The organism is Mesorhizobium sp. WSM4821, assembly GCF_055901555.1.
The window spans coordinates 3,432,521-3,455,488 of the sequence record NZ_CM148371.1 but is presented as its reverse complement, the minus strand read 5'-3'; the positions used below and the strand labels follow the sequence as shown (position 1 = coordinate 3,455,488).

Genomic DNA, 22,968 nt, shown 5'->3' with positions numbered 1-22,968 from the left:
ACTTCCCTCGTTTCCTGCCATTCAGTTCAGCGTTACGCCAGCGCCGCGCGCGGCACGTCTGAGCGATTGCGGCGGCTGGCCGAATGCTCGAACGAATGCGCGGCGCATGCGCTCTGGGTCCGTGAAGCCGAGCGCAAGGCCGATCTGGTCGATCGGATCGCTCGAACTTTCGACGCGCGCCCGCGCAGCTTCCACGCGCAGCCGCTCCACGGCCTTCGCAGGCGTCATGCCGGTCTCCGAAGTGAAGGCGCGAGAGAAGTGGCGCGGGCTCATCGCGGCTTCATCGGCGAGCCGCTCGACCGTGAGCGGCTCGTCCAGATGTAAACGCATCCAGTCGAGCAGTTCGGCGAACCGCCCGTCTTGACGATCCACCTCGATCAATCCGGAGAATTGCGACTGCCCGCCCGGCCGGCGATGATAGACGACCAGCTTCTGCGCCGTGCGCCGCGCAACCTCTTCGCCAAGATCCTCACCGATCAGCGCCAGCACCAGGTCGATGCCGGCCGTGATGCCGGCGGAGGTCCAGATATTGCCATCCTTGATAAAGATGCGCTCCACGTCCAGCCGCACCTTCGGGTGACGCCGGGCGAAATCGGCACTCACCTCCCAGTGCGTGGTCGCCTTGCGCCCGTCGAGCAGGCCGGCGGCTGCGAGCAGGTAGGTTCCGTCGCAGACGCTCGCGACGCGCCGTGTACTACGCGCTGCTTTCTTGATCCACGCGATGGTTTTTGCCGATCCCGCTGCGGCGAGCGAGCCATTACCACCAACCGCGACGAGGGTATCGAGAGGCCGGTTGGGCAAGGGTTCGGCCTGCAGGGCGACCCCTGAAGAACTTCTCACCAGCCCCGGCTCCTCGGCGAACAACCGGATGCGGTAGGCATCGGGCGCAAAACGCGTCGCGAGCTCGAACGTGGAGATAGGTCCGGTTGCATCGAGCAGCTGGAACTCGGGATAGATCAGGACGCCAATCTGTCGTGTCATCGCTATGGCCTGAAACGAGGGGGACAATGGCTATAGTGCTCATACTTCGGCAGTCAAATGCGGAAAGGAGAATCCTCATGAACACGCATGTGATCACCGAGAGCCTTGATCTGGTACTTCACGCACTCGCCAGAACATTGGATCTGTTGACAGCGCCGGAGCATTGGCACCGCCGCAAACGCTTCGCCAGCGTCGCGCATCTCGACGATCGCCTGCTGGCGGACATCGGGCTGGCGAGCGAGGAGATCATCGACATCCGCGCTCGCCGGCCGATCGGCGCATCCCTTGCATCGACTTCGGGCGAGCTTCGCTAGATCAGCCGGTGGCCGCCGTCGATGTGCACCGTCTCGCCGGTCGTGAAGTCGCTCTCCATCAGGTATATGTAGGCGGGCGCGACGTCCGCGGGTTTGGCGATGCGGCCGGACGGCAGGCGGGCAGCGAGTTCCTCGAAATAGCAGTGCTTCGCGTCACCGACGATCTCGTCGAACATCGGCGTGTCGACCCAACCAGGTGAGACGACATTGACGCGCGTCGGTCCAAGTTCGAGTGCCAGCGCACGAGCGAAGGCGTCGAACGACTGGGCGACGGCAGCCACCACCGAGCCGCCGGGGACCGGCGGCTTGTCCTTGTTGATGCCGGACGTGAACGTCATTGAGCCGCCGCGCTTCAAGGCTTTCGACGCGTGCTTGGCGAGCGTCATCGAGCTGATCATCTTCTCGTCGATGAAGCGGCGCGTTGCGTCGATGTCGATATCGCCGATCGAGTCGTTGGGTGGCGGCGTACCGGCCGTCGTCATGAAGTGATCGATCGCGCCGGCCTGTTTGAAGGCGCGGGCGACGTCTGCCTCCTTCGTCATGTCCGCTGCGATGCCGTGCACCTTCGCGCTTTTGCCGAGCACCTTCTCGGCCGCTTTCAGTTTTTCCGGCGAGCGGCCGACGATGAACACCTCCGCGCCCCGTTCGAGTGCTGCCTTCGCGACGCCGAGGCCGATGCCGCGGCTGCCACCAAAAATAAGAATCTTCTTGCCGTCGAGAGACGTCATGACATTGCTCCGATAAAATGATGTGGTGGTGGATGATAGATGAGGGCCGTCAGCCGCAGGTGGCGGCAGCCGCTTCGAGGTCGGCGATGACGATCTTCTTCATCTTGTACATGGCCTGCAGAACGCGCTCCGCCTTCTCGCGGTCTGGATTTGAAAGCATCTTCAAGAGCGCGGTCGGCGTGACCTGCCAGTAGACGCCGAATTTGTCGGTCAGCCAGCCGCAGGGCTGTTCCTTGCCGCCGTCGGCAATCAGCGCGTTCCAGTAATAATCGGTCTCGTCTTGGTCCTCAGTCTCGACGAGGAAGGAGAACGCTTCGCTGTATCGCGTCGGCGAGTTCGCGTTGAGAGCAACGATCGGCAGCTTGGCCAGTTCGAAGCGCATGACTGAGATCTCGGGGTCCGGGATGTTTGTCGTTCTCAGGACCTTCGAGTCCTTGAACACGGATATGTAAAATTCCATCGCCTCTTCGGCCTGGTTCTGGAACCAGAGGTGGGGGAAGATCTTTGGCATGGCTCTTGTCCTTAATGATTGTTGGGGAGGACGCGGTTGAGTTATTTGCCGTCGACGATCGGGATGACCGTTCCGTCCCAGTCGCGCTCGAAGCCGAGGTCGCGCAGGCGGCGGTCGGAGAAGCGGTCAAAGGTGCGCATCGTCCAGCGGTGCTGGATGCCGGCGGTCAGGCGGGCGGCAAACGCGGTCGCGACGTTGCGCAGCGCGTTGAATGCCTCCAGCGGAGAGTGGACGCGGGTCATTTCGACGGGTCCGCAGGTGTTTAATGTTGCATGAACAGTGCTCACAGCTTGTTCCTTTCACGGTTGCGCCGGTGTTGGCGGCGGGTGGAATGGCTGTAATCTGGGCAATTCGGGGCTGGACGACAAACGAGTAATTGTGCAGGATTTGTGATCAACGCTCACAAATAGCCATGCCCCGGAAACTCCCGCCTCTGACCGCTCTCCCGGCCTTCGACGCCGCCGCCCGCCATTTGAGCTTCACCAATGCCGCGGCGGAGCTGAACCTGACGCACGGCGCGATCAGCCGGGCGATCCGCAACATCGAGGACAGGCTCGGCGTGCAGCTGTTCGAGCGGGGAACACGGTCCGTTAAGCTCACACCCGCGGGCGCCATCTACGCTGCGGAAATCGGCGCGGCTTTGGACCGGATCGGTGCAGCGACGCTCGTCGCCACAGCGGCGCGCTCGGCGAATGTGCTGACCGTCAGTACGTCGGACGGTTTTGCCGGGCGCTGGCTGGTGCCGCGGCTGTATCGGTTCCACCGCGACAATCGCGACATCGATGTGCGGCTCGCCACATCCGGTGTGCTAGCGGATTTCATTCGCGACGGTATCGATATCGCCATCCGCTACGGCGCCGGCGGTTATGAAGGGGTAGTGTCGGAATTCTTGTCCGAGGAGGATGTCTCACCCGTCTGCAGTCCGGAGCTGCTGAAAGGGGAGCATTCGCTCCGTTTGCCGCGCGACCTGAAACATCACACGCTTATCCACGACAATTTCCGCATCGACTGGGCGACGTGGCTGCAACACGCCGGTGTCGAAGGCATAAATTCGAGCAGCGGCGTGAAGTTCGATTCCGCCACTTATGCCGTCGAGGCGGCGGTGCACGGCGAAGGCGTGCTGCTCGGCCGGAGCTCGCTGGTTTCTGCTGACCTCGCGGCAGGGAGGCTCGTGCGGCCCTTCGACCTCGCACTGAAATCGCGGTCGAAATATTACGTCGTCTATCCGGAAGGCGCGCTGCGGCAGAAGAAGGTTAAGGCATTCCGTGACTGGATCTTTGCCGAGATGCGGGCTGATCAGCCTGATGCACACAGGCGTTCTCCTGTGCCTGATCGCCCCTCTCGTCCACGCGATCGCCGTTAATGTCGTGCCGCATGTTACGCGAGCCTGTGTCATTTCAAATTCAGTGTTTAGTGCTGAACAGCCGTTAATCTCGCTAATCGCAAAGCGTTCCGTCGGCAGGTCAGCTTTCAGGTAGTGGCAGAGCTGAGCTAAGTGACTGGGCGCAAAGCCGTCGTTGAAAATTGATGGGACGGCGGCCGTTGTGGGTTAAAAAGTGACGCTACCCCACCTCAGGTTCTGACCGTCGTCGCGAGCATCGTCGTGACCTGACCCATTGCATACGGTCAGACTAGTTCTGTGCAAGGGCCGACTGAAAGTCCTTGGTGTTGTTGCGATTGGGATAGGACTGGTCCGGCACCGGCACACCGAGATGCAGGCAGAGCGGCTCCCATCCGTCTCCCAGATTGTGGACCAGCAGCCGACCCGGCGGCACTGTCGCAATGACCGCCCTTACATTGGCTTCGTAGACGGCGATCGCATTGGCGATCGTGCGGCCGGCCGCCGAAGACGGGCAGAATTGGGGCCGATAGCAGTGGTCCGCTTGTGGTGCAGGGAAGAACGATAGCGGACGTCGATGCAGAGGGGCCTAGCCCTTTGCCGTGGCGTCATTCGCAGCAGGATCTAAATTCGGCCGCTCGATCCCTTGCGTCTCAACATTGTAGACGCGAATGTGCCCTTCAAGGCCTTTGAACTGGCGAGTACCGAGGTCAACGATCGGCATGTTGCCAGGCAAATGGCGCGTCACGGAATAATCGATAAGGATTTGTCGATCTTCAGCGGACGAACACAGCCTCGACGCCAAGTTCACGACATTGCCAATTGCGGTGTAGTCAGCGCGGGCCTCATAGCCAATTCGACCCACCGTTGCCCACCCCATAGCGAGCCCCATGCCGAAGCCAATCTCATAACCACGCTGCCGCCATCCAGATATGAGCTCTTGTGTGGAATCTTGCATGTCGACAGCCATTTTTACGGCATGAAGCGCCGGCTCTTCACATGGAACCGGGGCGTTGACGAGAATCATCAATCCATCCGCAGAAAAACTGGTCAGCGTCACCTCATACCGGGTGATGATCACGCCGAGCGCCTCGTAGTACTCACGCAAGAGCTGCATGATGTCCTCAGCCTCAGCGTGCGCCGAAAATGCGGTGAAGCCACGCAAATCGCAAAAAACAGCGACCACTTCCGCGCGCTGTCCGGCGAGCACTTTCTCGTCGCCAGCCTTTTCTACAAGCTCCGCCACCTGCGGTGCGAGGAAGCGCTTCAAACGCATCATTCGCTCATCGCGGTCCCGCGATATGGCGAGTTCCTGCGCCATTTGGTTGAACCGCGCAGCCAGCCGCTCAAGTTCGTCTCCAGTGACAATGTTGATCCGGTGATCGAACTGTCCGGCACCGATCTTGAGGGCGCCTTCTTCCAGCAATCGGATGGGCCCGCTCATCCGTCTGGCAAGCCAATATGCGAGTACCGCCGCAAGGACTGTGGCGGGGAGCAACAACCAGCCGGTCCGCCACAATGAAGCGTATAGGGGTGCAAAAGCCTCTGCCTGAGCCTGCTCGACAAATACCGTCCAGCCGGCCGCGGTAACCGGCGCGCCAGCGGTCACAACGCGTTCATTCTCGGCGTTGCGGCTTGCAATCGCAGTGCCGCCCGCGGCGGCGATCGCATCCCGCAATCCGCGCAGTGCCAACGCTGCTTTCTCGTCGGCGCCCTGCATCACTTTGCTGATCGCGGGGTGAGCGATGAGGTGGCCGGTCTGGTCGACGACAAATGCCTGGCCGGTGCGGCCGACGCGAATCTCGGAAACGATGAGCCAGACAGGTTTCAGACTGATTTCGGCGATGATCGTGTTTTCTAGGACTGTATCGTCGTAGTTCGCCATCGCCATAGTTACCGACGGTTCGGAACCCTGGCGATAAATGACTGGGCCATACCAGACCTTCGCCGTCCTGGCGCCGACGACAGCGGGATCGCCCGAGCGATCCGCCCCGCCTTCCGTCCTGTTTGAGCCAGTGCGAGAGATGTGCAGCCGCTCCGCGCCAGTACCGTCGACAAGACTGATGCTGAGAATTCCCGGGACCTGGTGCATCGCTCGCAAGACAAGAAGCCGAAGCTGTTTCACGCTGGCATTGGCCCACACGTCCTCCGGGATCGTGGAGCCGAGCGAAATCTTGATGCCGTCAAGATAGCTCTCAATTTTGTCAGCCGCCGAAGTTGCCTCGGACCGCAGCAGGGCACTGAGGATCGCTCGCTGGTCGACATAGCTGAACCACGTGTTGCTGATGCCACCGGCAGCCATTGGAAAAATGGCCGCCGCGAACAAGACTAGAAAATACTTCTGAAAAAGCGATCGACGCATGGAAGCGGCTTTGAGATTGGAGAAAGGTCTCCCACATGATGCGACCCGACCATAAGTCGCGACAGCTCAGTCCCAGAAAGGTACCCTAAATTCTTGCGTCTTGGTATGGGCTGAGCCGTCCCACTCATGGTCGAGTCTCGTGCCTTCCATGGGGCTTGGATAGAGGGAAATGTTTCCCTGATCGGGGAGAGTCGCAACCACGGCCCTCAGCTTAATGGTGTCCGGTTCAGGGTAACGACGATCTTTGCCTGTTAGGCCGAAATGGGCGCAAAGCGGCCGGTCATGCCCGTCTAAACTGCACTGCAGGAACACGCGATTTCCGACGCCGAACCTCATATGCCGAACTCGCCCCTCTACGCCCCCTAGGCCCCCAGCGTCGGCTCCGTATTCACCTCCAGCGCCTCCTCCGCCTCATCCTCCTCGCCAAGTACCTCGCCCTTCACCACCAACGCCTGCCCGATCCAGATCGGGTCGACCAGATGGTCGCGCTTGGGGTTGGTGGTGTTGGGGTGGATGAGGATGCTCAGGCCGCCATGGTTCAGCATCAGCCACGGAACGAGCGTGGCGAAAATCCCGGTGGCGAAGGAGACTTGGTACATGGCCTGTTCGTGCGGGCCGACCGGCTCGTCGCGCCAATTGCCCAGGCGCACGCGGAAACGCTCGCCGATGCGCAGGCGCAGCCATTCAGCATGCTGCCGCTCGGCCTGCCCGTCGTAGTAGATATGCGCGTGATAGCTGGCAATTTCCGAAAGCGACCTTGGACTGGCGGCGTCTTCGTTCACCTTGATGCTCTCCTTCGATGATTAGACCCGAAGCATGGAAGGTCGACCTTGTCGATTGATGCCGCGTATTGCGGGGGATGACCGGGACAATCGTCTCACTACCACCCTAGTCACCCACGCGCGCCAGCGTGCCCAGATGATTGCCGTCGAGAAACTCTATCGTCATGGCCGACGCCTTGCTGTCGGGGCCGACAACGAAGCTTACGCCAGAAGGCGCGTCCGGCGTCTCGGCGTCCGGATAGGTCAGGAACATGTCGCGGTCGAAATGCTCCAGCGAATAGGACCGGGAGCCGCCCGGCCCGACCTTGAGCACAAGGCCGTCGCCCTCACCAGACACAACCGCATCGCCGATGAAGTCGTTGAAATAGCGGCCTTTATAGGCGTTGGCCGGACCGGCCGGTCTCGCTGGAGTGGGCGGTTTGGCATAGGTGGCCTTGGCCGCCGCGACCGCCGGGCCGAACAGGCCCGCATAGGCGTCATCCCATGCCTTGATCCAGTCCTTCTCGACCTTTCCGTCAAAGGCCATGTCGGCGAAGCTGTCGGACAGCCCTTCCGGCACGCCTGTCGAAAAGGCGTTGGCGACGATCACGATGCCAAGCTTCTGCTCGGGAAAGAGCGTCACCAACGTGCGGGCGCCGACGCTGAAGGCGCCGGCATGGCCCCAGCTCAGGCCGTGCCGGCCGAATTCGACATTCCAGCCGAGGCCGTAGAAGGACTCGCCGCCGGAGACTGGGTTCTTGCCGCGCGCCATCAGGGGAACATGCGTCTGGTCCAGTGCATCGGCTTCAATAAGGGGCTTGCCGGCATAGACCCCACTGCCGAGTACGAGGCGCACCCATTGCGAGAGGTCGCGTACCGTGGAGCTGACGCCGCCTGCGGGCGCCTGCGCATCTGGATCGCGCTTCACCTTCGCGGTCCAGTCCCCGTCGATCTTGACGTGTAGCGCGGCGCGATTGGCTTGCCTGATGAAGTCCGCATGACGGGAGCTGGTCGAGGCCATTCCAAGCGGACGGTAGAGCCTCTCCTCGGCGATCTCCTCCCAGGGCCTGCCCGTTGGCTTGGCGGCCGCGACGGCACCCTCGGTCAGTCCGAAATTGCTGTAGGAGTAGCCGACACGAAAGCTCGACGATGGCGACACGAACCGCAGACGACGCAGGATCTCTGCACGGTCATAGCCAATATCCTCGAGGTCATCTCCGGCCGTGCCCGGAAGCCCGCTGCGGTGCGAAAACAGGTCGCGGAGCGTGAGTTCGCTGGTCGGATAGGGCTCGGCCAGACGGAAGGCCGGATCGAGGTCGGCGATCTTCGAATCCCAGGCCACAATCCGCTCGCCGACCAGCGCCGCCACTATCGTTGCGGAGACCGGCTTGGAGAGGGAGGCGATCTGGAACACCGTGTCAGTGTCGACGGCCTCCGGTTTGCCGGCCTCGCGATGCCCGAACCCTTTAAGGAAGACCACCTCGTCGCCATGCACGACCCCGATGGCGAGACCGGGTACGCCACCGTCCGCGACGGCGCCTTCGGCGAGCAATTCGAGTTTCGACAGGGCCGCAGCGATCCGGTCGGGCGTGATGGTATCGGCCGACGCCGCCTTCGGCGAAAGCGCCGTGATGGCGATGAAGGCCCACATCTCCAAACGGCGGAAATTCCGACCCAGCCCCACGCTCGATGCCCTCCCCTGCAAGCACTGGTCATACTACAGGCCGGCGCAGGGAAGGCCAACCCTACCCTGCGCGATAGCGTGAAGCCCGCTGTGCGACCCCAAGTGGCCATCCGAGGGGAGCCAGCCGGTCAGCGGTATCGAACCGACCACCGCTCAGCGGCGACGACCGTCATGAAGAACCCGATCGACAACAGGGATGAGAGCACGATGGCGGCGTAGAGCCGATCGGACTGATAGTTGAAGGTCGCCTGGATGATCAGCGCGCCGAGGCCTTTGTCGGAGCCGATCCATTCGCCGACGATCGCGCCGATCACCGCGGTCGCCGAGGCGATCCGCAGCGATGCGAAAAGCATCGGCAGCGCACGCGGCAGGCGCAGGCGCCAGAACACTTCCCAACGCGTCGCCGAGAGCACGCGGAAGAGCTCGTGCTCGCTGGCGCTCGCCGATTCCAGCCCCCGGATCATGTTGATGAGCGTCGGGAAGAAACAGATCACTGCCGCGATCACGATCTTGGGCAGCATGCCGAGGCCGAAGATCAGGATGATGATCGGGGCCAGCGCAAGAACCGGGATCGTGTTGAAGAACAGCACGACCGGAAAATAGGCGGCCTGAAGCGTACGGCTGTGCACGAAGGCCACCGCCAGCAGCACGGCGGCGAGGTTCCCGAGCACGAAGCCGCAGAGCGCCTCGATGGCCGTCGGCCAGAGGTTCGACATGAGAAGCGACCCGTTCCTGGCAAACACGCCCGCTATCGCGGTCGGCGTCGGAACGATGTAGGCGGGCACGCCTGCGAGCGGCAGCAGGATCTGCCATGCGAGAATGAGCGAGCCGGCGCCGAGGATCGGCAGCACGGTCTGTGCGAACGGAAAAAGCGGACCCCGGTTCACGAGGCCGCTCCAAGGGCGGAGCGCATCCTGGCCATTGCCGCGACGATCGCCGGATCCTCGCGCGAGCATCTGTTGTCCGGCCCCTTCAGCGGACGAAGGTCGTGGTCGGCGACGATCCGTCCCGGATGCGCCGCAAGCACGATCACGCGCTGCCCGAGATAGACGGCTTCGGCAATGGAATGCGTGACGAACAGCACGGTCGTTCCGGTCCGCCGCCAAAGGTTCAGCAGCTCGTCGTTGAGGCGATCGCGGGTGATCTCGTCGAGCGCGCCGAAGGGCTCGTCCATCAGGAGCAGGCGCGGCTCGCCAAGCAGCGCCCTGGCGATCGCCAGCCTTTGGCGTTGTCCGCCGGAAAGCTGATGAGGCAGGCGGTCGCCGAGCGCCGACAGGCCCACGAGTTCGAGCAGCTCATCGGCCCGGTCGTCAATCATGCGCGACAGGCTGCGGCGGCCCACCTGGATCGGCAGCCGCACATTCTCGCGCGCCGTGCGCCATGGCAAAAGGGTCGCGTCCTGGAAGACGAAGCCCACGCCGCGGCCGGAGCGCACCGCCGACGGCGTCTCGCCCATCACCCGTATCGTGCCCGCGAGCGGCGCCAGCAGATCGGCGACAACCCGCAGAAACGTCGACTTTCCGCAGCCCGAGGGTCCGAGGATCGACAGGAAGGTGCCGGCCTCGACCGTCAGGTCGAGACCGGAGATCACCGCCACGGGCGCGCGCCGGCCGGGATAGCCGACGTCGAGCCCGGAGGTCTCGATGGCCGGCGCGGCCATCAGGAGGCGGGCGCGCCGAGCTTCGGCCGTTCAGCCGCGCTGAGTTCGAGGATTTTGGTCGTATAGACGTCCTCAGCCTTCGGCCTGCCGTTCGGATACTGGCCAATCTGGTCGAGCAGCGCGATCTGGCTCTCGATGGAGGCGGGATCGAACGTGCCCCATCCATCCTTTTTCGTGGCGTCGTCGAACGACAGTTTCAGCACCAGGGGGATCGTCTTCTTTTCCCAGCCTGCGTCGATCTCGGGATAGGCGGCGACGAGCTTGTCGACCGCCTGCTCGGGATTGGCGTGGACCCAGCCCCACCCCTTGGCGACCGCGCCGATGAATTTCGCCAGGGTCTCGGAATCGGACTCGATGGCGCTGTCGGTCGCGAAGTAGACGTCGGCATAGGACGCCAGGCCCAGCTCCGACAACAGAAGATCGATGCGGTCATCGCCGACGACGCTGAGCGCCTGCGTGTTGGTGATCCAGCCGCCGATCGCATCGACGTCGCCGCGAACCAGCGGCGCCTTGTCGAACCCGACATTGACGATGGTGACCTCGGAAGGGTCGATCTTGTTCTTCGCGAGCATCGCGTCGATGGCAAAGCGCGCGGTCGGCTGCGTGCCGATCCGCATGCCCTTCAGATCCGCCACCGACCGGATCGGCCTTGCCGGTTTCGAGGTCAGCGCATAGGGCCCGGTGCGATAGCCGCAGGCGATGATCTTCACCGGAACGCCGCTCGCCCGCGCGGCATAGAGTTGAGGCGATTCGGAGAATTGGCCGAGCTGGGCGGCCCCGGACACCACCGGCGGCACGGTCGCGGCGTTCGGTCCGCCGGGACTGAACTCGACTTCGAGCCCGGCTTCCCCAAAGTAGCCATTGGCCACGGCCGCCACGTCGCCGATCTGGCCGTTCGACATCAGCCAGTCATACTGGACGACGATCTTGGCGGCGGCCGAGGCGCTGGCGCCGAGCAGCTGAAGTCCCGGCCCGAAAGCCACCAGGCCGGCGGCGCCGGCCTTCAGGATCGATCTGCGATTCCACTGCGATGTGTTCCCACTCATCTTCTTGCTCCATTGTTGGATTGTTTGCATGCGGCGCGGCCCTTCTTGCGAGGCCGTCGCGATCGGAATCACTCTTGCGTGTCGTGATAGTCGCCCGGTCCCGCGCCGGTCCAGGCGTAGAGCTCCCACAGCGTCCCGTCCGGGTCGTGGAAGTAGGCGCAGCGCGCGTTCCAGACATAGTCGCGGGGCGGCCCGACGAACGGCACCCCCTTCTCCGACAGTTCGGCGTAGAGCCGGTCTACCTCCCCGGCGCTTTCGAGCTCCATGGCAACGCATGCCTTGTGCGCCTGCTTCGGCGAGCGGACATTCGAGACGCCGCAGTGGCGATTGATGTGATCCAGTTCCCATGCGGCGAGCGTCACGCGCTCGGAATGAAAATCGACAAAGCCCTCGGCACGGCGTCTGATCCGGTAGCCGAGCTTCCCCGTATAGAAGTCGATCGTGCGGTCGATATCCTCCACAAGGAGGCAGATATCGGTGATTGCCTTGGTCTGCCCGAGCGACATGGTCATTTGCCTCGATTGATCTCTGCGGTGAGTTCGACGCCGACGCGCGATGCGGCGCCATCGATGTGCCGGCGCATCGCCTCACCGGCAGCCTGCGGGTCGTGCGCGGCGAGCGCGTCGTAGATCCGCACGTGCTCGGCGACGTTGACCTCGACCAGGTCGTGCAGCGGGTTGGTGAGGCGGGCATAGTGGATCGACTGGCGGATCTGCTCGCAGACGAAGGAAATGAAGGTGTAGATGTAGCTATTGCCCGTCGCCCGGGCGATCGCCCTATGGAAAAGCAGATCGGCCTCGATGCTGCCATCCTCCCAGCGCTCCTCGCCACCCATGCGGTCCAGCGCGGCCTTGATCGCGTCAAGATCGTCGGATGTGCAGCGCGCCGCGGCCAGTGTGGCGGATTCGGTCTCCAGGATGCCGCGCAGCTCGAACAGCTGCTCCATGTTGCGCTGGTCTTTCAGCGCTTCGCGGTCGATCCGGATGGCCGTCCGCTGTTCCGGCGCCATGACGAATGCGCCCACGCCCTGACGCGCCTCGATCATGCCATCGGCGCGAAGCTGCGCGATCGCCTCCCTGACGACATTGCGGCTAACGCCGAATTTGTCGGCGAGCTGGCTTTCGGTGGGAAGCCGGGCTCCCGGGATGATGTCGCCGCCCTCGATCTCGCGGCTCAGATGCGAGGCGACGCGATGCGGAAGCGCCTCCACGCTGCCTATGATGGACGAACGCTGCTTCATGCGGTTTCCCCTACAAATCGCCCCGATCAGACATGAGACACCCGGAGTTGAACAGGCCTGCCGGATCGAAGGCTGCCTTGATCGCGGTGTGAATCTGCCGCTCGCGCTGCGACAGACCGGCCCAGAACACGTCACTGCGGCTGCGACCGACGCCATGCTCGGCGCTGAACGAGCCGCCGAGCGCTCCGACCAGTTCATAGAGTCTGATCAAGACCGCCTGACCCACGGCCCTCGCTTGGCCAGGGTCGCAATCCATGGGAGGCAGCACGTTGAAATGGATGTTCCCGTCGCCCGCGTGGCCGTAGGTCAGCGATGTCCAGCCTGGCCATTCGCGCACGATGCACGAGCGGGCCTGCTCGATCAGCTTCGGCACGTCGCTGAGGCGAACCGAGAGGTCGGTGCGGACATGAAAGCCGCGCCGCGCCTGCCCCTCGACCAGGCCCTCCCGGATGGCCCAGAATGCGGCGGCCTGGGAGCGGCTTTGCGCGACGACGCCGTCCCTGATCAGCTCGGCCTCCAAGGCACGCGTCAGCATCGCTTCAAGAAGCCCGCCGGCATCTATCCCCGGCCCACAGGCGAGTTCGACGATCGCATGAACCGGACACGCCTGCGTCAATGGCGAGCGCAGGTTCGGATCGATGAGATGGGCCAGCGGCAGGCACTCCTCCCCGATCACCTCAAACGCGCTGAGAAGGTCGGAGCAGAGATGCCGCGCCATCCGGAAAAGCTCGCACGCCTGGCGGAAGCTGCCCAGTCCGACATAGGCGGTCTCGACCTGCGTCGGCCGGGGCGAGAGCCTGACCTCGACACCCGTGACGACCCCGAGCGTCCCCTCCGAGCCGATCATCAGTTGCTTCAGGCTGTAGCCGCGATTGTCCTTGCTCAGCCCGTTCATGCCGTTCCACAATGTGCCGTCTGGCAGGACCGTCTCAAGCCCGAGCACCAGATCGCGCGTCATGCCGTACCGCAGCACATTGATGCCGCCGGCATTGGTCGCGACATTGCCGCCGATCGTGCACGACCCCTGCGCACCAAGCGCGAGAGGGAAGATCATGTCGCATGCTTCGGCCGCGTCCTTGACGTCCTGCAGCACGGCGCCGGCGTCAGCCTGCAGCGTGAAGTCCAGCGGATCGACGCAACGTATCCGGTTGAGACGCTCGAGCGACAGCACGGCGCAGTCCGAATTCTCAGGAAGCGCGCCGCCGACAAGTCCGGTGTTGCCACCTTGCACGACGATGGCGACGCCGCTCCGCGAGCACCATCTCACGAGCGCCTGGACGTCCTCCACGGATCCTGGACGCACGATGAAGCGGGCACTTCCGCGCCTTTCTCGGCTCCAATCGATGAGGTAGCGCTCGGCCAGCGGCGACCGCCCGTCTATCAGCGCATCACCCGCCAACTGTGCAGGCAACTCAACAATTGCGCCAAAAGCTTCGCGTTGAGGGGATGGGTAATCCGTGATCATGAGTCCTATCATAGGGTCATCCTACAACTCAGGCAAGCCTCCAATTCGCCTTGATGGAACGGGACCCGCTCGACCTTCAAGCCAGGCAGCCTGAGCCGCGGATGGACTCAGTTTCCCGGGTCCACAAGCGAAATCCCGGCGGCGGAACCATCCACGCGAGATGACGTTTTGCGTGAGATCGGCAAAAGAAAGCTCATGAAAAATCCGCAGCTCACACGCATTCCAATCGCCAAGACCGGAATGCTCATCCGCAAGCCGGTCGAGCCTGTGTTCGAAGCGATCGTGAATCCGGAGATCACGACGAAGTTCTGGTTCAGCAAAGGCAGCGGAAGGCTTGAGACCGGTAAGGCGGTCACGTGGGAATGGGAGAGCCACGATGTCTCCATCGAGGTGACGCCGAAGGTCGTGGAACCCAAAAAGCGCGTGGTGATTGAATGGCCTGGCTATAGCGGCCCGACAACTGTGCAATGGACGTTCCAATCCATTCCGGACGGCACGACTTTCGTACGCGTGCAGGAATCCGGATGGACGGGAGACGCCGACCAGCTCATGCGCTACGTCGCCGATTCCACCCAAGGCTTCACGCTTTTGCTTGCGGGGCTAAAGGCGTGGCTCGAGCACGGCATCCAGTTGAACGTGACGCTCGATCGCTATCCAAAGGGGATCGAAGACCAACAGTTCGAGTGAGGCCGAGCGGAACTCACCGTGCAGGAATATGGGATCAGCAAAAACGGCCGCAGCGGAGAAGACCCCACCGACAGATCGATCAGGCGTTTGGCGTTTGGTGAGCCACCCCCAAACGCCGGTCGCTCGATTTGCCCTTGGTCAGCCCGCCATCGACGAACTCCAGCATCAGTTCAGCAGCCCTGAGCGCATCCGTCTCCAAAACGAGGTGGCCTGCGTCGAAGACGTGAGCCTCCATTCGGGGGAGATCCAGAAGCCACGACTGAACCTCCGCAATGTCGAAGAAGTCATCGTGGCGACCCCAAAGAAGCATTGCCCGGGGTTGATGCTTCGCCAGGTAGTCAGCCACCTCCCCGAACCGGTCGACATATCGGCCGTAGTCGGCCAAGAGCGCCTTCTGCAGATCAAGCCGTCCCGGCAGACACATGATCCGCCAGTCCTCAATCCAGCGACCTGGATCGATCCGCGCCGCGATCTCGGGTGGCACGCCGGCGACGTACTGGTCGCGGGTCCCCTCGAGGGTCAGATGGGCGGTGGCAGCCTGCTCGTTCGCAGCATTCGGCGCAGCCCAGAATTCCAATGTGTCCGCCCATTGCGGACCGAAGCCGGAGCGGTGGGCATTGGCATTCTGGATGATGAGACCCTCGACGAGTTCCGGAGCGTGCATGGCGAGATGAAGCGCTACCGGGGCTCCGAAATCATGCAGGTAGAGGAACCTGCGGCCCACGCCGAGGCGCGAGAGCAGCTCTTCAATCGAGCTGGCGAGCATGTCGAACGATGGCTCGGGGGGCGGATCGGAGGCGCCGAAGCCCGGGAGGTCAGGCGCCACGACAAAGACGCTGCCGGAGAGCGGGACGATCACGTCGCGAAACATCCGGGAGGAATTGGGGAAGCCGTGCAGCAGGACAAGCGCGGGTCTGGAAGCGTTACCAGCCGTCCGGACGGCCACCTCGCCGCCCGACGACAAGCGTATCTTCCGCACTTCAGCCATCAAAGTCGTCCGTTTCCTCCACGCCTACTCAAGGCCGCCTCGCAACATGAAATATCGGTTCACAGAAGCACGCGACGCGCCTTGGTCTCAGGGCGGAACCTGAACGGTGATCTTGATCGATGAATAATAGGCGGCGACATTCGCTATATCCTCATCGCTCAAGCTCTTGGTCACGACAGTCATCTGCTCGTTCTTACGCTCGCCTGCCTTGAAGGCCATCAACGCCTTGACAAGATAGGTCTCCTTTTGCCCGGCTATGTTCGGCGCCTCGGGCAGCTTGGCGATGCCGTCCTTGCCATGGCAAACCTGGCACTTCAGCATGATTTTTTTGCCCGAAGCGGCATCACCTCCGGCCTCCGCGAGAGACGAACAGGCAAGGAGCACAGCCAGACTAACGATCAAACCTCGCACTGGGAATCTCCAATATCCACAGGAATGAGCCAGGCAGCGGCAGCAAATGTCCGCCGCCTGGCGGAGTCGTTAGTCGCCGTAGGAGATCCGCCAGACGGCGCCGGCCAGATCGTCGGACACCAGCAGCGAGCCGTCGTTGAGCACCTGAACATCGACGGGCCGGCCGAGATACTCGCCATTCTCGTTCAGCCAGCCTTCAGCGAACACTTCAGTTTTGTCTGCCGTGCCGTCCTCCTTGAGCGAGGTGAACATGACTCGAGCGCCCACCGGGTCGACGCGGTTCCACGAACCGTGCTGGGTCGAGAAGATGCCGCCCCGGTATTTTTCGGGGAACTGCTTGCCGGTATAGAACGACAGGCCGAGATCGGCCGCGTGAGCGTCTTGCTCGACCTCCGGGAAGATCACGCCTTCGGGCACCGTGGCGTCCTTATACTCAACCGTACGGGTCTTGCCGCCGCCGTACCAGGGGAAGCCAAAATTCTGGTCCGGTCCGGTGACACGGTTCATTTCACCCGGAGGGATGGTATCGCCCATGCCGTCGACCTGGTTGTCGTTCACCCAAAGTGTCTTGTCCTTTGGATTGAAATCGAGACCGAGGGGATTGCGCATTCCGCGCGCATAGATTTTGCGGTCGGTACCGTCCTGCTTCATGCTAATGATGCCGCCGATGCCCAGCTTCTCGAATTCCGGGAGCAGTTCGGGCGCCGGCACGTTGAAGGGCTGGCCGATGGTGATGTAGAGGCGGTTATCGGGGCCGATGCGGCAGGTGCGAGCCGTGTGATTGTAGCTCTCGTCGGATGCAGGTATCAGTTCGCCCTGCTTGACGATGGCGAAGGCCGCGACGTCGGGGCCTTCGTAGAAAAACTCGGCGGCCGGGAACCACAAGACGCGGTTCTGTTCGGCGAGGTAGAGGTGGCCATCCCTGGAGAAACAGACGCCGTTCGGAACTGCCATTTTGATCGAAGGCGCGAAGACCTTCACATCATCGGCGACACGATCCTTGTTGCGGTCGGTCATGGAATAGACCAGCTCCTTGCGGGTACCGACGAACGTCACCACACCCTGTGGTCCCACGGCCATGTGACGCGCGTCGGGAACGATGGCATAGAGGCTGATCTTGAAGCCATCTGGGACTTTGACTTTCGCTGCAATCGCCTTGAGGGCTTCGGCGTTTTCCCCCGTCTGCGGGATCGGCTCCATCATCGGTGTGCCGGTAGTCTTGAAGCCGCCGAGTTTCTCGAGATTGGTGTCCTGCGCAAAGGCGGACGTTACGCAAAAGGTGGCAGCGCATGTCAAAACGAAAGCGAGTTTCTTGATCACGATATCCTCCCACGTGGCCAGCTTTGCGGCATCTGTGTAGCTAGATACAACATCGCGGGCGGTTGCTTTGTGTGAAATTACCAGCGCCGAGCATGATCTGCCGGTCGGGCTTGACGACCGAAAACGTTGCATAACTCAACCCAACTGACGATCACCTGGGACGGTAGCTGGTTTGCCGCCACAGCATAGCATGTCGGCTCGCCGGGCACCAATGATGAACGCCAAGCCGGCCGCACCCGATTGGGTTGAGGGGCACCTGGGCCGAGGCTTGCAACCGCCCTCTCGACCGACCGCGACGGGAAGGCGGTCCGTGACCTCGCGCGGTCGGAAGTGCAGATTAGTCCTTCGCCGTTGGTTCGACAGGGGGCCTCGCGCCGCACGTTGTCGGCCGGTCGACTCGCCTTGCCGGCCGCCGGGACTAGATAGACTATGCGCTGGGCGGGGAACCCCGTTGCAGAAGGACGTGAATATGCCCGAACAGATACCATTGAACGACGGCTCCGCCATTCCCCGGATCGGCCTTGGCGTGTGGCAAGTCGATCCGGCCATTACGGCCCAGGTCGTGAGTTGGGGGATCGAGGCCGGCTACAGATTGATCGACACCGCCGAAGGCTACCAGAACGAGGAAGGCGTCGGGCAAGCTATCCGCACGGCTGGCGTGCCGAGACGGGAGTTGTTCATCACCTCGAAGCTGCGCAACGGCGCCCATCAACGTGACGCCGCTCTTCGGGCTTTCGACGAGACGATGAACAAGCTCGGGATCGAACAGATCGACCTGTTTCTGATCCACTGGCCGGTGCCCAGCCAGGACAAATACGTCGAAGCCTGGAAGACGCTGATCGAACTCAGGCAAGGCGGCCGGATCAAGTCGATCGGCGTTTCGAACTTCAATCGGGATCATCTGGAGCGGATCATCGGCGAGACCGGAGTCACGCCAGTCGTCAACCAGATCGAGCTCCATCCCCGGTTTCAGCAGCGCGACGTCAGAGAATTCCATATCGAGCACGACATCCGCATCGAAAGCTGGAGCCCGCTGGGCAGCGGCCGGCTGCTGAGCGATCCGACCCTTGAGAAGATCGCCGGAAAACACCGCAAGTCCGTGGCGCAGACGATCATCCGATGGCACATTCAGGAAGGGCTGATCGTTATTCCAAAGTCGATCCACCAGGATCGCATCGCCGCCAACTTCGATGTCTTCGATTTCGAGTTGGACGCGGAAGACCTAAAGCTCATTCGAGGCATGGATTCATCAGGCGGCCGCACCGGGGCGAACCCCGCCACGGCAGCATTCCTGTTCTGACGGACCTGAGGCTGCTCACGCGTCGACCAGCCTCATATCCCGGACCCGTCCAGCAGCGGAACATCCTCACCCTCCCAGGGGCTGGGCAATGAACCCCTGCTTAGATTGGCTGTCGGCAGCGGCATCCAGCATTTCAGCTCGGGTTCGGCGTATTCGACCACGCGTCCGGGCGAGGAGTCGGAAGCGCGCCACCCTTCGCTGCCGAACTGGTCGGCTCGAGACCAATAAGCCAGGTCGACTTCCGCCGGCCCCTGTTCGGACGGCCGAACCGTGACAAGGATCCGGCTGCCATCCCTTGGCGCACTCGACATGTGACGCCACCGATCGGGCTCGTCCATCGCATTTCCTCCTGGCGCCGGCATGACGACCTCGGCTGGACGAATAGTCGCTTCGCGTACAAGGCCGGTCAACCCGAACTTTGCACAGGACAGTCTATAGTTTGGCGGCCTGCCGGTCGGGCGCGACGTGGACTTGCGGTCATCAGCGAACCCTGGCCCTGACTGCCCAGGCTCTCGTCTTCAGGGGAATCGACCCGCCCTCGCCGCGCGGCAGGCTCTCGCGGAGCCTCTCCATCAATTTCTGGCGAGCTGCCGGTTCGAGACTCGTGCAATAACCGGGCGCCGGCCCTGCACCAAGGGTGAAGGGGTGCCAGTAGTCCTCAAAGTCCTTGAATACAGCCGGCATTTCAATCCGGGTACAGTCGACGGAAACCAGGCCGGCCTTCTTGGCGAGATCGGTCAATCCGTCCTGTGTGCAAAATGGAAAACGTCTGTCCTCGGTAAGGTCGATGGCGCCGGGGTCAAGCGCCGTCGCAGCGGTCCAGAAGGCCCGCATGAATTCCACCCCGCCGCCGGGATAATCCCACACATAAAATCCAACCGTCGCGCCGCGGCGGGCAACCCGCCTCATTTCCGCGAGCGCCTTTTCCTTGTCGGGGATGAAGTTGAGAACAAGCGCCGACACGACAATGTCCTTGCTGGCCGATTCGACAGCCAGCGCCTGCGCATCGCCCACGAGAAACTCGACACGTTTATCGGGCACGTTTGCACGCGCCTTGGCGAGAAAGCCCTCCGACGGGTCTATGGACGCCAAGCTCCTGGGATTGCAGCGCGCCAGGATGGCTGCGGACAGCGCTCCGGTTCCGCAACCCACCTCCAGCCAATCCAGCCCCTCCGCCGGATCGAGCCAATCCAGGAACAGTGGAGCGATCTGACGGCTCCATCCCCCCATATAAAGGTCGTAGCTATTCCCGGCCTGCCAGGCGTCGTGACGCGTTGCCTCAGCCATCGCCATCTCCTCCCGAGACAATTTCAGCCACTTGGCCGCGGCAAGAATACGCCGTCACCATTGAGCTCGAAATGCACAAGCACGGGGGACCAGACGCCTGGACTTCTCCGGTCCCGAGGAAATCGCCTGCTGACACAGGCGATCGGCCGCTGGTTCGTGCGGCCCTCTGGGCCGCTCGTCGACTATCGTTGCTGCTTTGCCGTTCTTGGAAATTCCACGACCTCTCCGGGCGAGCGCTTGTACTGGGCTGCGACAATTGCATCGATCAGGATATCCAGGGCAGCACGGGTTTGGCTGCTCGTCTCATCGTCGCCGCGCAGGTAGTGGCAGGCTCGTTCAAGATGGAGGTGTGCGGCGGCAAAGTCGCTTCTCATAAGCTTCTCCTTATTGCCCGCCGTCCGGCAAACATGGTCGGCTCGGCTTACTCCCAGGCAAATATCCACAGGCGCATTTGAATCAAATTCGCCCGTTAACCTGATCTTCATGGTGCCGCGGCGATCATCGCCGTCGCGGCCATGTGTTGAGTTCCGCCTCAGGCAACAGACCCGCTCCGTTTACCGGGGCGGGTCTTTTCTTGACTGTCGCCGGGTTGGAGCCAATGGCTGCGTCAAGCCGCTTCACGCTGGGATTTCCATGTCTCGTGGCGCTTGCGCCACGCCGCATGATTGTCACCGCATCATTCAGGCTAAAGCCGAGCGGCGTGTCGAATATTCCACGCGAGGCGGCACGAAAGTTAGCGCGCCGAGTGTCTCTTGGCCTGTGCGGCGACTGCTGCGAGGAAGGCTAATGCTGCTGCATCGCACGCAACCCGAGACGGTCCCTTGGCGAAAAGGAGAAGCTCGGCGGCTCGGACGTCGAGCCCGTGCTTTTCCGCGAAAGTGGCTAAATCATAGGGGTCGTCGTCATAGTGATCGTAGTCGATCGTCAGATCGTATTTTTCTTTCATTTTGTTTCCTCCCGTTCGCGACGTTCCCCCCTCCTCTGTCGCTAGGGCAACATTAACTTCGAGCGCGTCGAGCGAGTCCACAAATCGGAGATTGTAAAGCGTGCTGCGATGGCGGCCGCAATTCCCGGAACCCCGGACGCCAGGCACGCCTTGGCGGCCTAAAGCGCGTCGCGAGCCAGCCCGACGCAGCATCGGCGACGGTTACCGGCGCTACGCAGGGGGCCCAGGCTGGGGGAGCCGGGCCTGACATCGCCGACCTGGGGTTACGCCATAGGTACACGTATATTAGTGATTTCTTTGCAACCGATCGGGGCCCTGCTTTCCTAATTTGCCGACAATTAAATCAAGTTTGCTGCGTTTCCTACGAACGGTGTTCGCATGTCGACTTTGGTTGTCGCGGACCGGCGGGGGGTATATCTCGCCGGTCTGGAGTGGGTTCTGCGGGAAGGCCGGGCACAGCGTTGTTGCAGACTGCCACCGCACAATTGACATTCTCCCCCATGTGGAGCGTCACCGGCCGTTCATGCCGACAAGTTCCTCCATGCTGGCGCTGCCAGAGCGGCGAAAGGCGCCTGCTTTTTCACACGGCTCGCTCAGGACCACCACTTCGTCGCAGAATGAGATGGTGCCGTGGCGATGGCTGTTGACGATGGTCGTGCGGCCGCCGGCAGGCTCTCGGCAGCGCGGCGCCGGTTGACCGGCTCATTCAGCAAAGGCTAATAAGGAGGCGTAACGCGACGGATCCTTGTGTCTGCTTTTCGGACTTGGTGTTGCTTCGTCACGATTCGCCAGCGACGATAGGCCAGACTGATAGGATGACTGACCTGATTTGCCTCGAATTCGCCCCGATCATGGAAGAGCGGTGCTGATTGCAATGCTGGCGCCATCCGTTGTTTACCAGTTCTTGCAGAGAAAACGAAGGCTCCGATGATCCAGGACAATGCCACGGTAGGCGTGGTGGTGCCGATGTTCAATGCCGAACGGACCATTCGCGCCACCTTGACCAGCATCTGCCAGCAGGACCATCAGGCGCTGGACATTGTCGTGGTGGACGACGGGTCGACGGACCACTCCGCCTCGATTGTGGCCTCCTGTGCTGCGAAAGACCGGCGTATACGCCTTATGAGGCAGTCGAACGCCGGTGTCGCGCAGGCTCGCAATATTGGTGCCGCCTCTACCGATGCGGAGTTTCTGGCGTTTGTCGACGCGGATGATCTCTGGGCCCCATCCAAGATCGCGCTGCAACTGCGCGCCTTGCAGGAAGGCGGCTCTTCGGCGGGCCTGGCATATTGCTGGTTTGCACAGATCGACGAGGACGGCCGGGTATTCTCGCTATACCGGCCCGATGCCGATGGCAGCGTTCTGCAACGGATGTGCAGAATGAATTTTGTCGGCAACGGAAGTTCGATGCTGTTGCGTCGCTCCGCATTCGAGCGGGCGGGACAATTTGATCCTTCCCTGAGGGCCAGGAATGCGCAAGGTTGCGAGGATCTTCTGATGTGCCTCAGAATAGCGGAAAGTTACGAATTCCGCGTCGTGCCTCAGCATCTCGTGGGTTACCGGATAACGAACGTCAACATGTCGAGCGATGTCATGCAGATGCTTCGTTCTTGTGAGATTGTTCTTGACGAGTTTCGCGAAAAATATCCGCAGTTCGGCAGCGATCTCGATGCCCACCTGGTCGACATGATTTGTTGGCTTGCGGTGAGAGCTTTGATCGGCGGGCGGCTTTACGCGGCCTGCAACCTGTCGAGGAAACTCTTCGTCCTGGATCCGCGCACGGCGATTTCTCGCCTGCCCAACATGGTGGACGTTTACTGCAGGGCCAGGTTGGTGCCTCGCTGGATCAAGGTTGGAGTGAAACGGATGCGCAACAAGAACGCCAAGTTCCGTCCGCTTTATGAAGAGACCAGCTGGTGAATGTGAGCGACTCACAGT

Annotated in this window: 26 protein-coding genes; 5 read left to right on the top strand and 21 right to left on the bottom strand. The window is 62.2% G+C overall.

Features of this window, described 5'->3' with window-relative positions:
* Positions 1-21: 21 nt before the first annotated feature.
* Complete coding sequence (locus tag AC0NID_RS16630; protein WP_473453594.1) at positions 22-981, bottom strand: GlxA family transcriptional regulator; 960 nt, start codon at positions 979-981, stop codon at positions 22-24.
* 77 nt (positions 982-1,058) lie between these two features.
* Here AC0NID_RS16630 and AC0NID_RS16625 point away from each other — a divergent pair, with 77 nt between their 5' ends.
* Positions 1,059-1,295, top strand: a complete 237-nt coding sequence (locus tag AC0NID_RS16625) for a hypothetical protein (protein ID WP_473453596.1) — start codon at positions 1,059-1,061, stop codon at positions 1,293-1,295.
* Here the strand turns inward: AC0NID_RS16625 and AC0NID_RS16620 are convergent.
* The 3 genes from AC0NID_RS16620 to AC0NID_RS16610 are packed head-to-tail and all read right to left on the bottom strand — an operon-like array spanning position 1,292 to position 2,776.
* Positions 1,292-2,023: an SDR family oxidoreductase gene (locus AC0NID_RS16620; RefSeq protein WP_473453598.1), complete on the bottom strand. Its 732-nt coding sequence runs from the start codon at positions 2,021-2,023 to the stop codon at positions 1,292-1,294. The genes AC0NID_RS16625 and AC0NID_RS16620 overlap by 4 nt on opposite strands.
* Positions 2,024-2,072: 49 nt before the next feature.
* Positions 2,073-2,534: a VOC family protein gene (locus tag AC0NID_RS16615; RefSeq protein ID WP_473453600.1), complete on the bottom strand. Its 462-nt coding sequence runs from the start codon at positions 2,532-2,534 to the stop codon at positions 2,073-2,075.
* Between the two features lie 41 nt (positions 2,535-2,575).
* On the bottom strand, positions 2,576-2,776 hold the full coding sequence (locus AC0NID_RS16610; RefSeq protein WP_473453602.1) for a DUF1127 domain-containing protein: 201 nt from the start codon (positions 2,774-2,776) through the stop codon (positions 2,576-2,578).
* A gap of 170 nt (positions 2,777-2,946) precedes the next feature.
* On the opposite strand from AC0NID_RS16610, the gene AC0NID_RS16605 reads away from it, so the two are divergent.
* Positions 2,947-3,897 carry a transcriptional regulator GcvA gene (locus AC0NID_RS16605; protein WP_473453604.1) on the top strand — a complete coding sequence of 317 codons (951 nt, stop codon included), beginning with the start codon at positions 2,947-2,949 and terminating at the stop codon, positions 3,895-3,897.
* A gap of 268 nt (positions 3,898-4,165) precedes the next feature.
* Here the strand turns inward: AC0NID_RS16605 and AC0NID_RS16600 are convergent, their stop codons facing one another.
* The 10 genes from AC0NID_RS16600 to AC0NID_RS16555 form a co-directional block, all read right to left on the bottom strand.
* A complete protein-coding gene (locus AC0NID_RS16600; RefSeq protein WP_474033476.1) occupies positions 4,166-4,318 on the bottom strand; it encodes a sulfotransferase in 153 nt (50 codons plus the stop codon).
* 144 nt (positions 4,319-4,462) lie between these two features.
* On the bottom strand, positions 4,463-6,235 hold the full coding sequence (locus AC0NID_RS16595; RefSeq protein ID WP_473453606.1) for an adenylate/guanylate cyclase domain-containing protein: 1,773 nt from the start codon (positions 6,233-6,235) through the stop codon (positions 4,463-4,465).
* Positions 6,236-6,597: 362 nt separating this feature from the next.
* On the bottom strand, positions 6,598-7,017 hold the full coding sequence (locus AC0NID_RS16590; RefSeq protein ID WP_473453608.1) for a DOPA 4,5-dioxygenase family protein: 420 nt from the start codon (positions 7,015-7,017) through the stop codon (positions 6,598-6,600).
* A gap of 106 nt (positions 7,018-7,123) precedes the next feature.
* Positions 7,124-8,647 (bottom strand): serine hydrolase, encoded by a 1,524-nt coding sequence (locus AC0NID_RS16585; protein ID WP_473454035.1) that lies wholly within the window; start codon positions 8,645-8,647, stop codon positions 7,124-7,126.
* A gap of 161 nt (positions 8,648-8,808) precedes the next feature.
* Positions 8,809-9,567 (bottom strand): ABC transporter permease, encoded by a 759-nt coding sequence (locus tag AC0NID_RS16580; protein WP_473453610.1) that lies wholly within the window; start codon positions 9,565-9,567, stop codon positions 8,809-8,811.
* On the bottom strand, positions 9,564-10,340 hold the full coding sequence (locus tag AC0NID_RS16575) for an ABC transporter ATP-binding protein (protein ID WP_473453612.1): 777 nt from the start codon (positions 10,338-10,340) through the stop codon (positions 9,564-9,566). Before AC0NID_RS16575 ends, AC0NID_RS16580 begins: the two co-directional genes overlap by 4 nt.
* Positions 10,340-11,386, bottom strand: a complete 1,047-nt coding sequence (locus AC0NID_RS16570; RefSeq protein WP_473453614.1) for an ABC transporter substrate-binding protein — start codon at positions 11,384-11,386, stop codon at positions 10,340-10,342. The genes AC0NID_RS16575 and AC0NID_RS16570 overlap by 1 nt, the downstream gene beginning before the upstream one ends.
* 68 nt (positions 11,387-11,454) lie before the next feature.
* Positions 11,455-11,892: a VOC family protein gene (locus AC0NID_RS16565; RefSeq protein WP_473453616.1), complete on the bottom strand. Its 438-nt coding sequence runs from the start codon at positions 11,890-11,892 to the stop codon at positions 11,455-11,457.
* A 2-nt stretch (positions 11,893-11,894) separates the two neighbouring features.
* The gene (locus AC0NID_RS16560; protein ID WP_473453618.1) at positions 11,895-12,626 is read right to left on the bottom strand and encodes a FadR/GntR family transcriptional regulator; all 732 of its coding nucleotides are present in this window, start codon (positions 12,624-12,626) and stop codon (positions 11,895-11,897) included.
* Positions 12,627-12,636: 10 nt separating this feature from the next.
* Complete coding sequence (locus AC0NID_RS16555; protein WP_473453620.1) at positions 12,637-14,103, bottom strand: FAD-binding oxidoreductase; 1,467 nt, start codon at positions 14,101-14,103, stop codon at positions 12,637-12,639.
* A gap of 156 nt (positions 14,104-14,259) precedes the next feature.
* On the opposite strand from AC0NID_RS16555, the gene AC0NID_RS16550 reads away from it, so the two are divergent.
* The gene (locus AC0NID_RS16550; protein ID WP_473453622.1) at positions 14,260-14,778 is read left to right on the top strand and encodes an SRPBCC family protein; all 519 of its coding nucleotides are present in this window, start codon (positions 14,260-14,262) and stop codon (positions 14,776-14,778) included.
* A 79-nt stretch (positions 14,779-14,857) separates the two neighbouring features.
* Here AC0NID_RS16550 and AC0NID_RS16545 read toward each other — a convergent pair whose 3' ends face one another.
* From AC0NID_RS16545 to AC0NID_RS16535, 3 genes are all read right to left on the bottom strand, one after another.
* The gene (locus AC0NID_RS16545) at positions 14,858-15,766 is read right to left on the bottom strand and encodes an alpha/beta fold hydrolase (protein WP_473453624.1); all 909 of its coding nucleotides are present in this window, start codon (positions 15,764-15,766) and stop codon (positions 14,858-14,860) included.
* A gap of 87 nt (positions 15,767-15,853) precedes the next feature.
* The gene (locus tag AC0NID_RS16540) at positions 15,854-16,087 is read right to left on the bottom strand and encodes a c-type cytochrome (protein WP_474033453.1); all 234 of its coding nucleotides are present in this window, start codon (positions 16,085-16,087) and stop codon (positions 15,854-15,856) included.
* 159 nt (positions 16,088-16,246) lie between these two features.
* Positions 16,247-17,497: a PQQ-dependent sugar dehydrogenase gene (locus AC0NID_RS16535; protein WP_473453628.1), complete on the bottom strand. Its 1,251-nt coding sequence runs from the start codon at positions 17,495-17,497 to the stop codon at positions 16,247-16,249.
* 469 nt (positions 17,498-17,966) lie between these two features.
* Here AC0NID_RS16535 and AC0NID_RS16530 point away from each other — a divergent pair, with 469 nt between their 5' ends.
* Positions 17,967-18,797 carry an aldo/keto reductase gene (locus AC0NID_RS16530; protein WP_473453630.1) on the top strand — a complete coding sequence of 277 codons (831 nt, stop codon included), beginning with the start codon at positions 17,967-17,969 and terminating at the stop codon, positions 18,795-18,797.
* Between the two features lie 32 nt (positions 18,798-18,829).
* Here AC0NID_RS16530 and AC0NID_RS16525 read toward each other — a convergent pair whose 3' ends face one another.
* The 4 genes from AC0NID_RS16525 to AC0NID_RS16510 all read right to left on the bottom strand — a co-directional run bounded on the left by AC0NID_RS16525 (position 18,830) and on the right by AC0NID_RS16510 (position 21,030).
* Positions 18,830-19,135, bottom strand: a complete 306-nt coding sequence (locus tag AC0NID_RS16525) for a hypothetical protein (protein ID WP_473453632.1) — start codon at positions 19,133-19,135, stop codon at positions 18,830-18,832.
* A gap of 142 nt (positions 19,136-19,277) precedes the next feature.
* Positions 19,278-20,084: a class I SAM-dependent methyltransferase gene (locus AC0NID_RS16520; protein ID WP_473453634.1), complete on the bottom strand. Its 807-nt coding sequence runs from the start codon at positions 20,082-20,084 to the stop codon at positions 19,278-19,280.
* A gap of 182 nt (positions 20,085-20,266) precedes the next feature.
* Positions 20,267-20,458, bottom strand: coding sequence for a hypothetical protein (locus tag AC0NID_RS16515; RefSeq protein WP_473453636.1), 192 nt, complete (start codon positions 20,456-20,458; stop codon positions 20,267-20,269).
* Positions 20,459-20,817: 359 nt separating this feature from the next.
* Positions 20,818-21,030, bottom strand: coding sequence for a hypothetical protein (locus AC0NID_RS16510; protein WP_473453638.1), 213 nt, complete (start codon positions 21,028-21,030; stop codon positions 20,818-20,820).
* Between the two features lie 927 nt (positions 21,031-21,957).
* Here AC0NID_RS16510 and AC0NID_RS16505 point away from each other — a divergent pair.
* Entirely contained in the window at positions 21,958-22,950 is a 993-nt protein-coding gene (locus AC0NID_RS16505) for a glycosyltransferase family 2 protein (protein ID WP_473453640.1), read from the top strand.
* Positions 22,951-22,968: the final 18 nt, after the last annotated feature.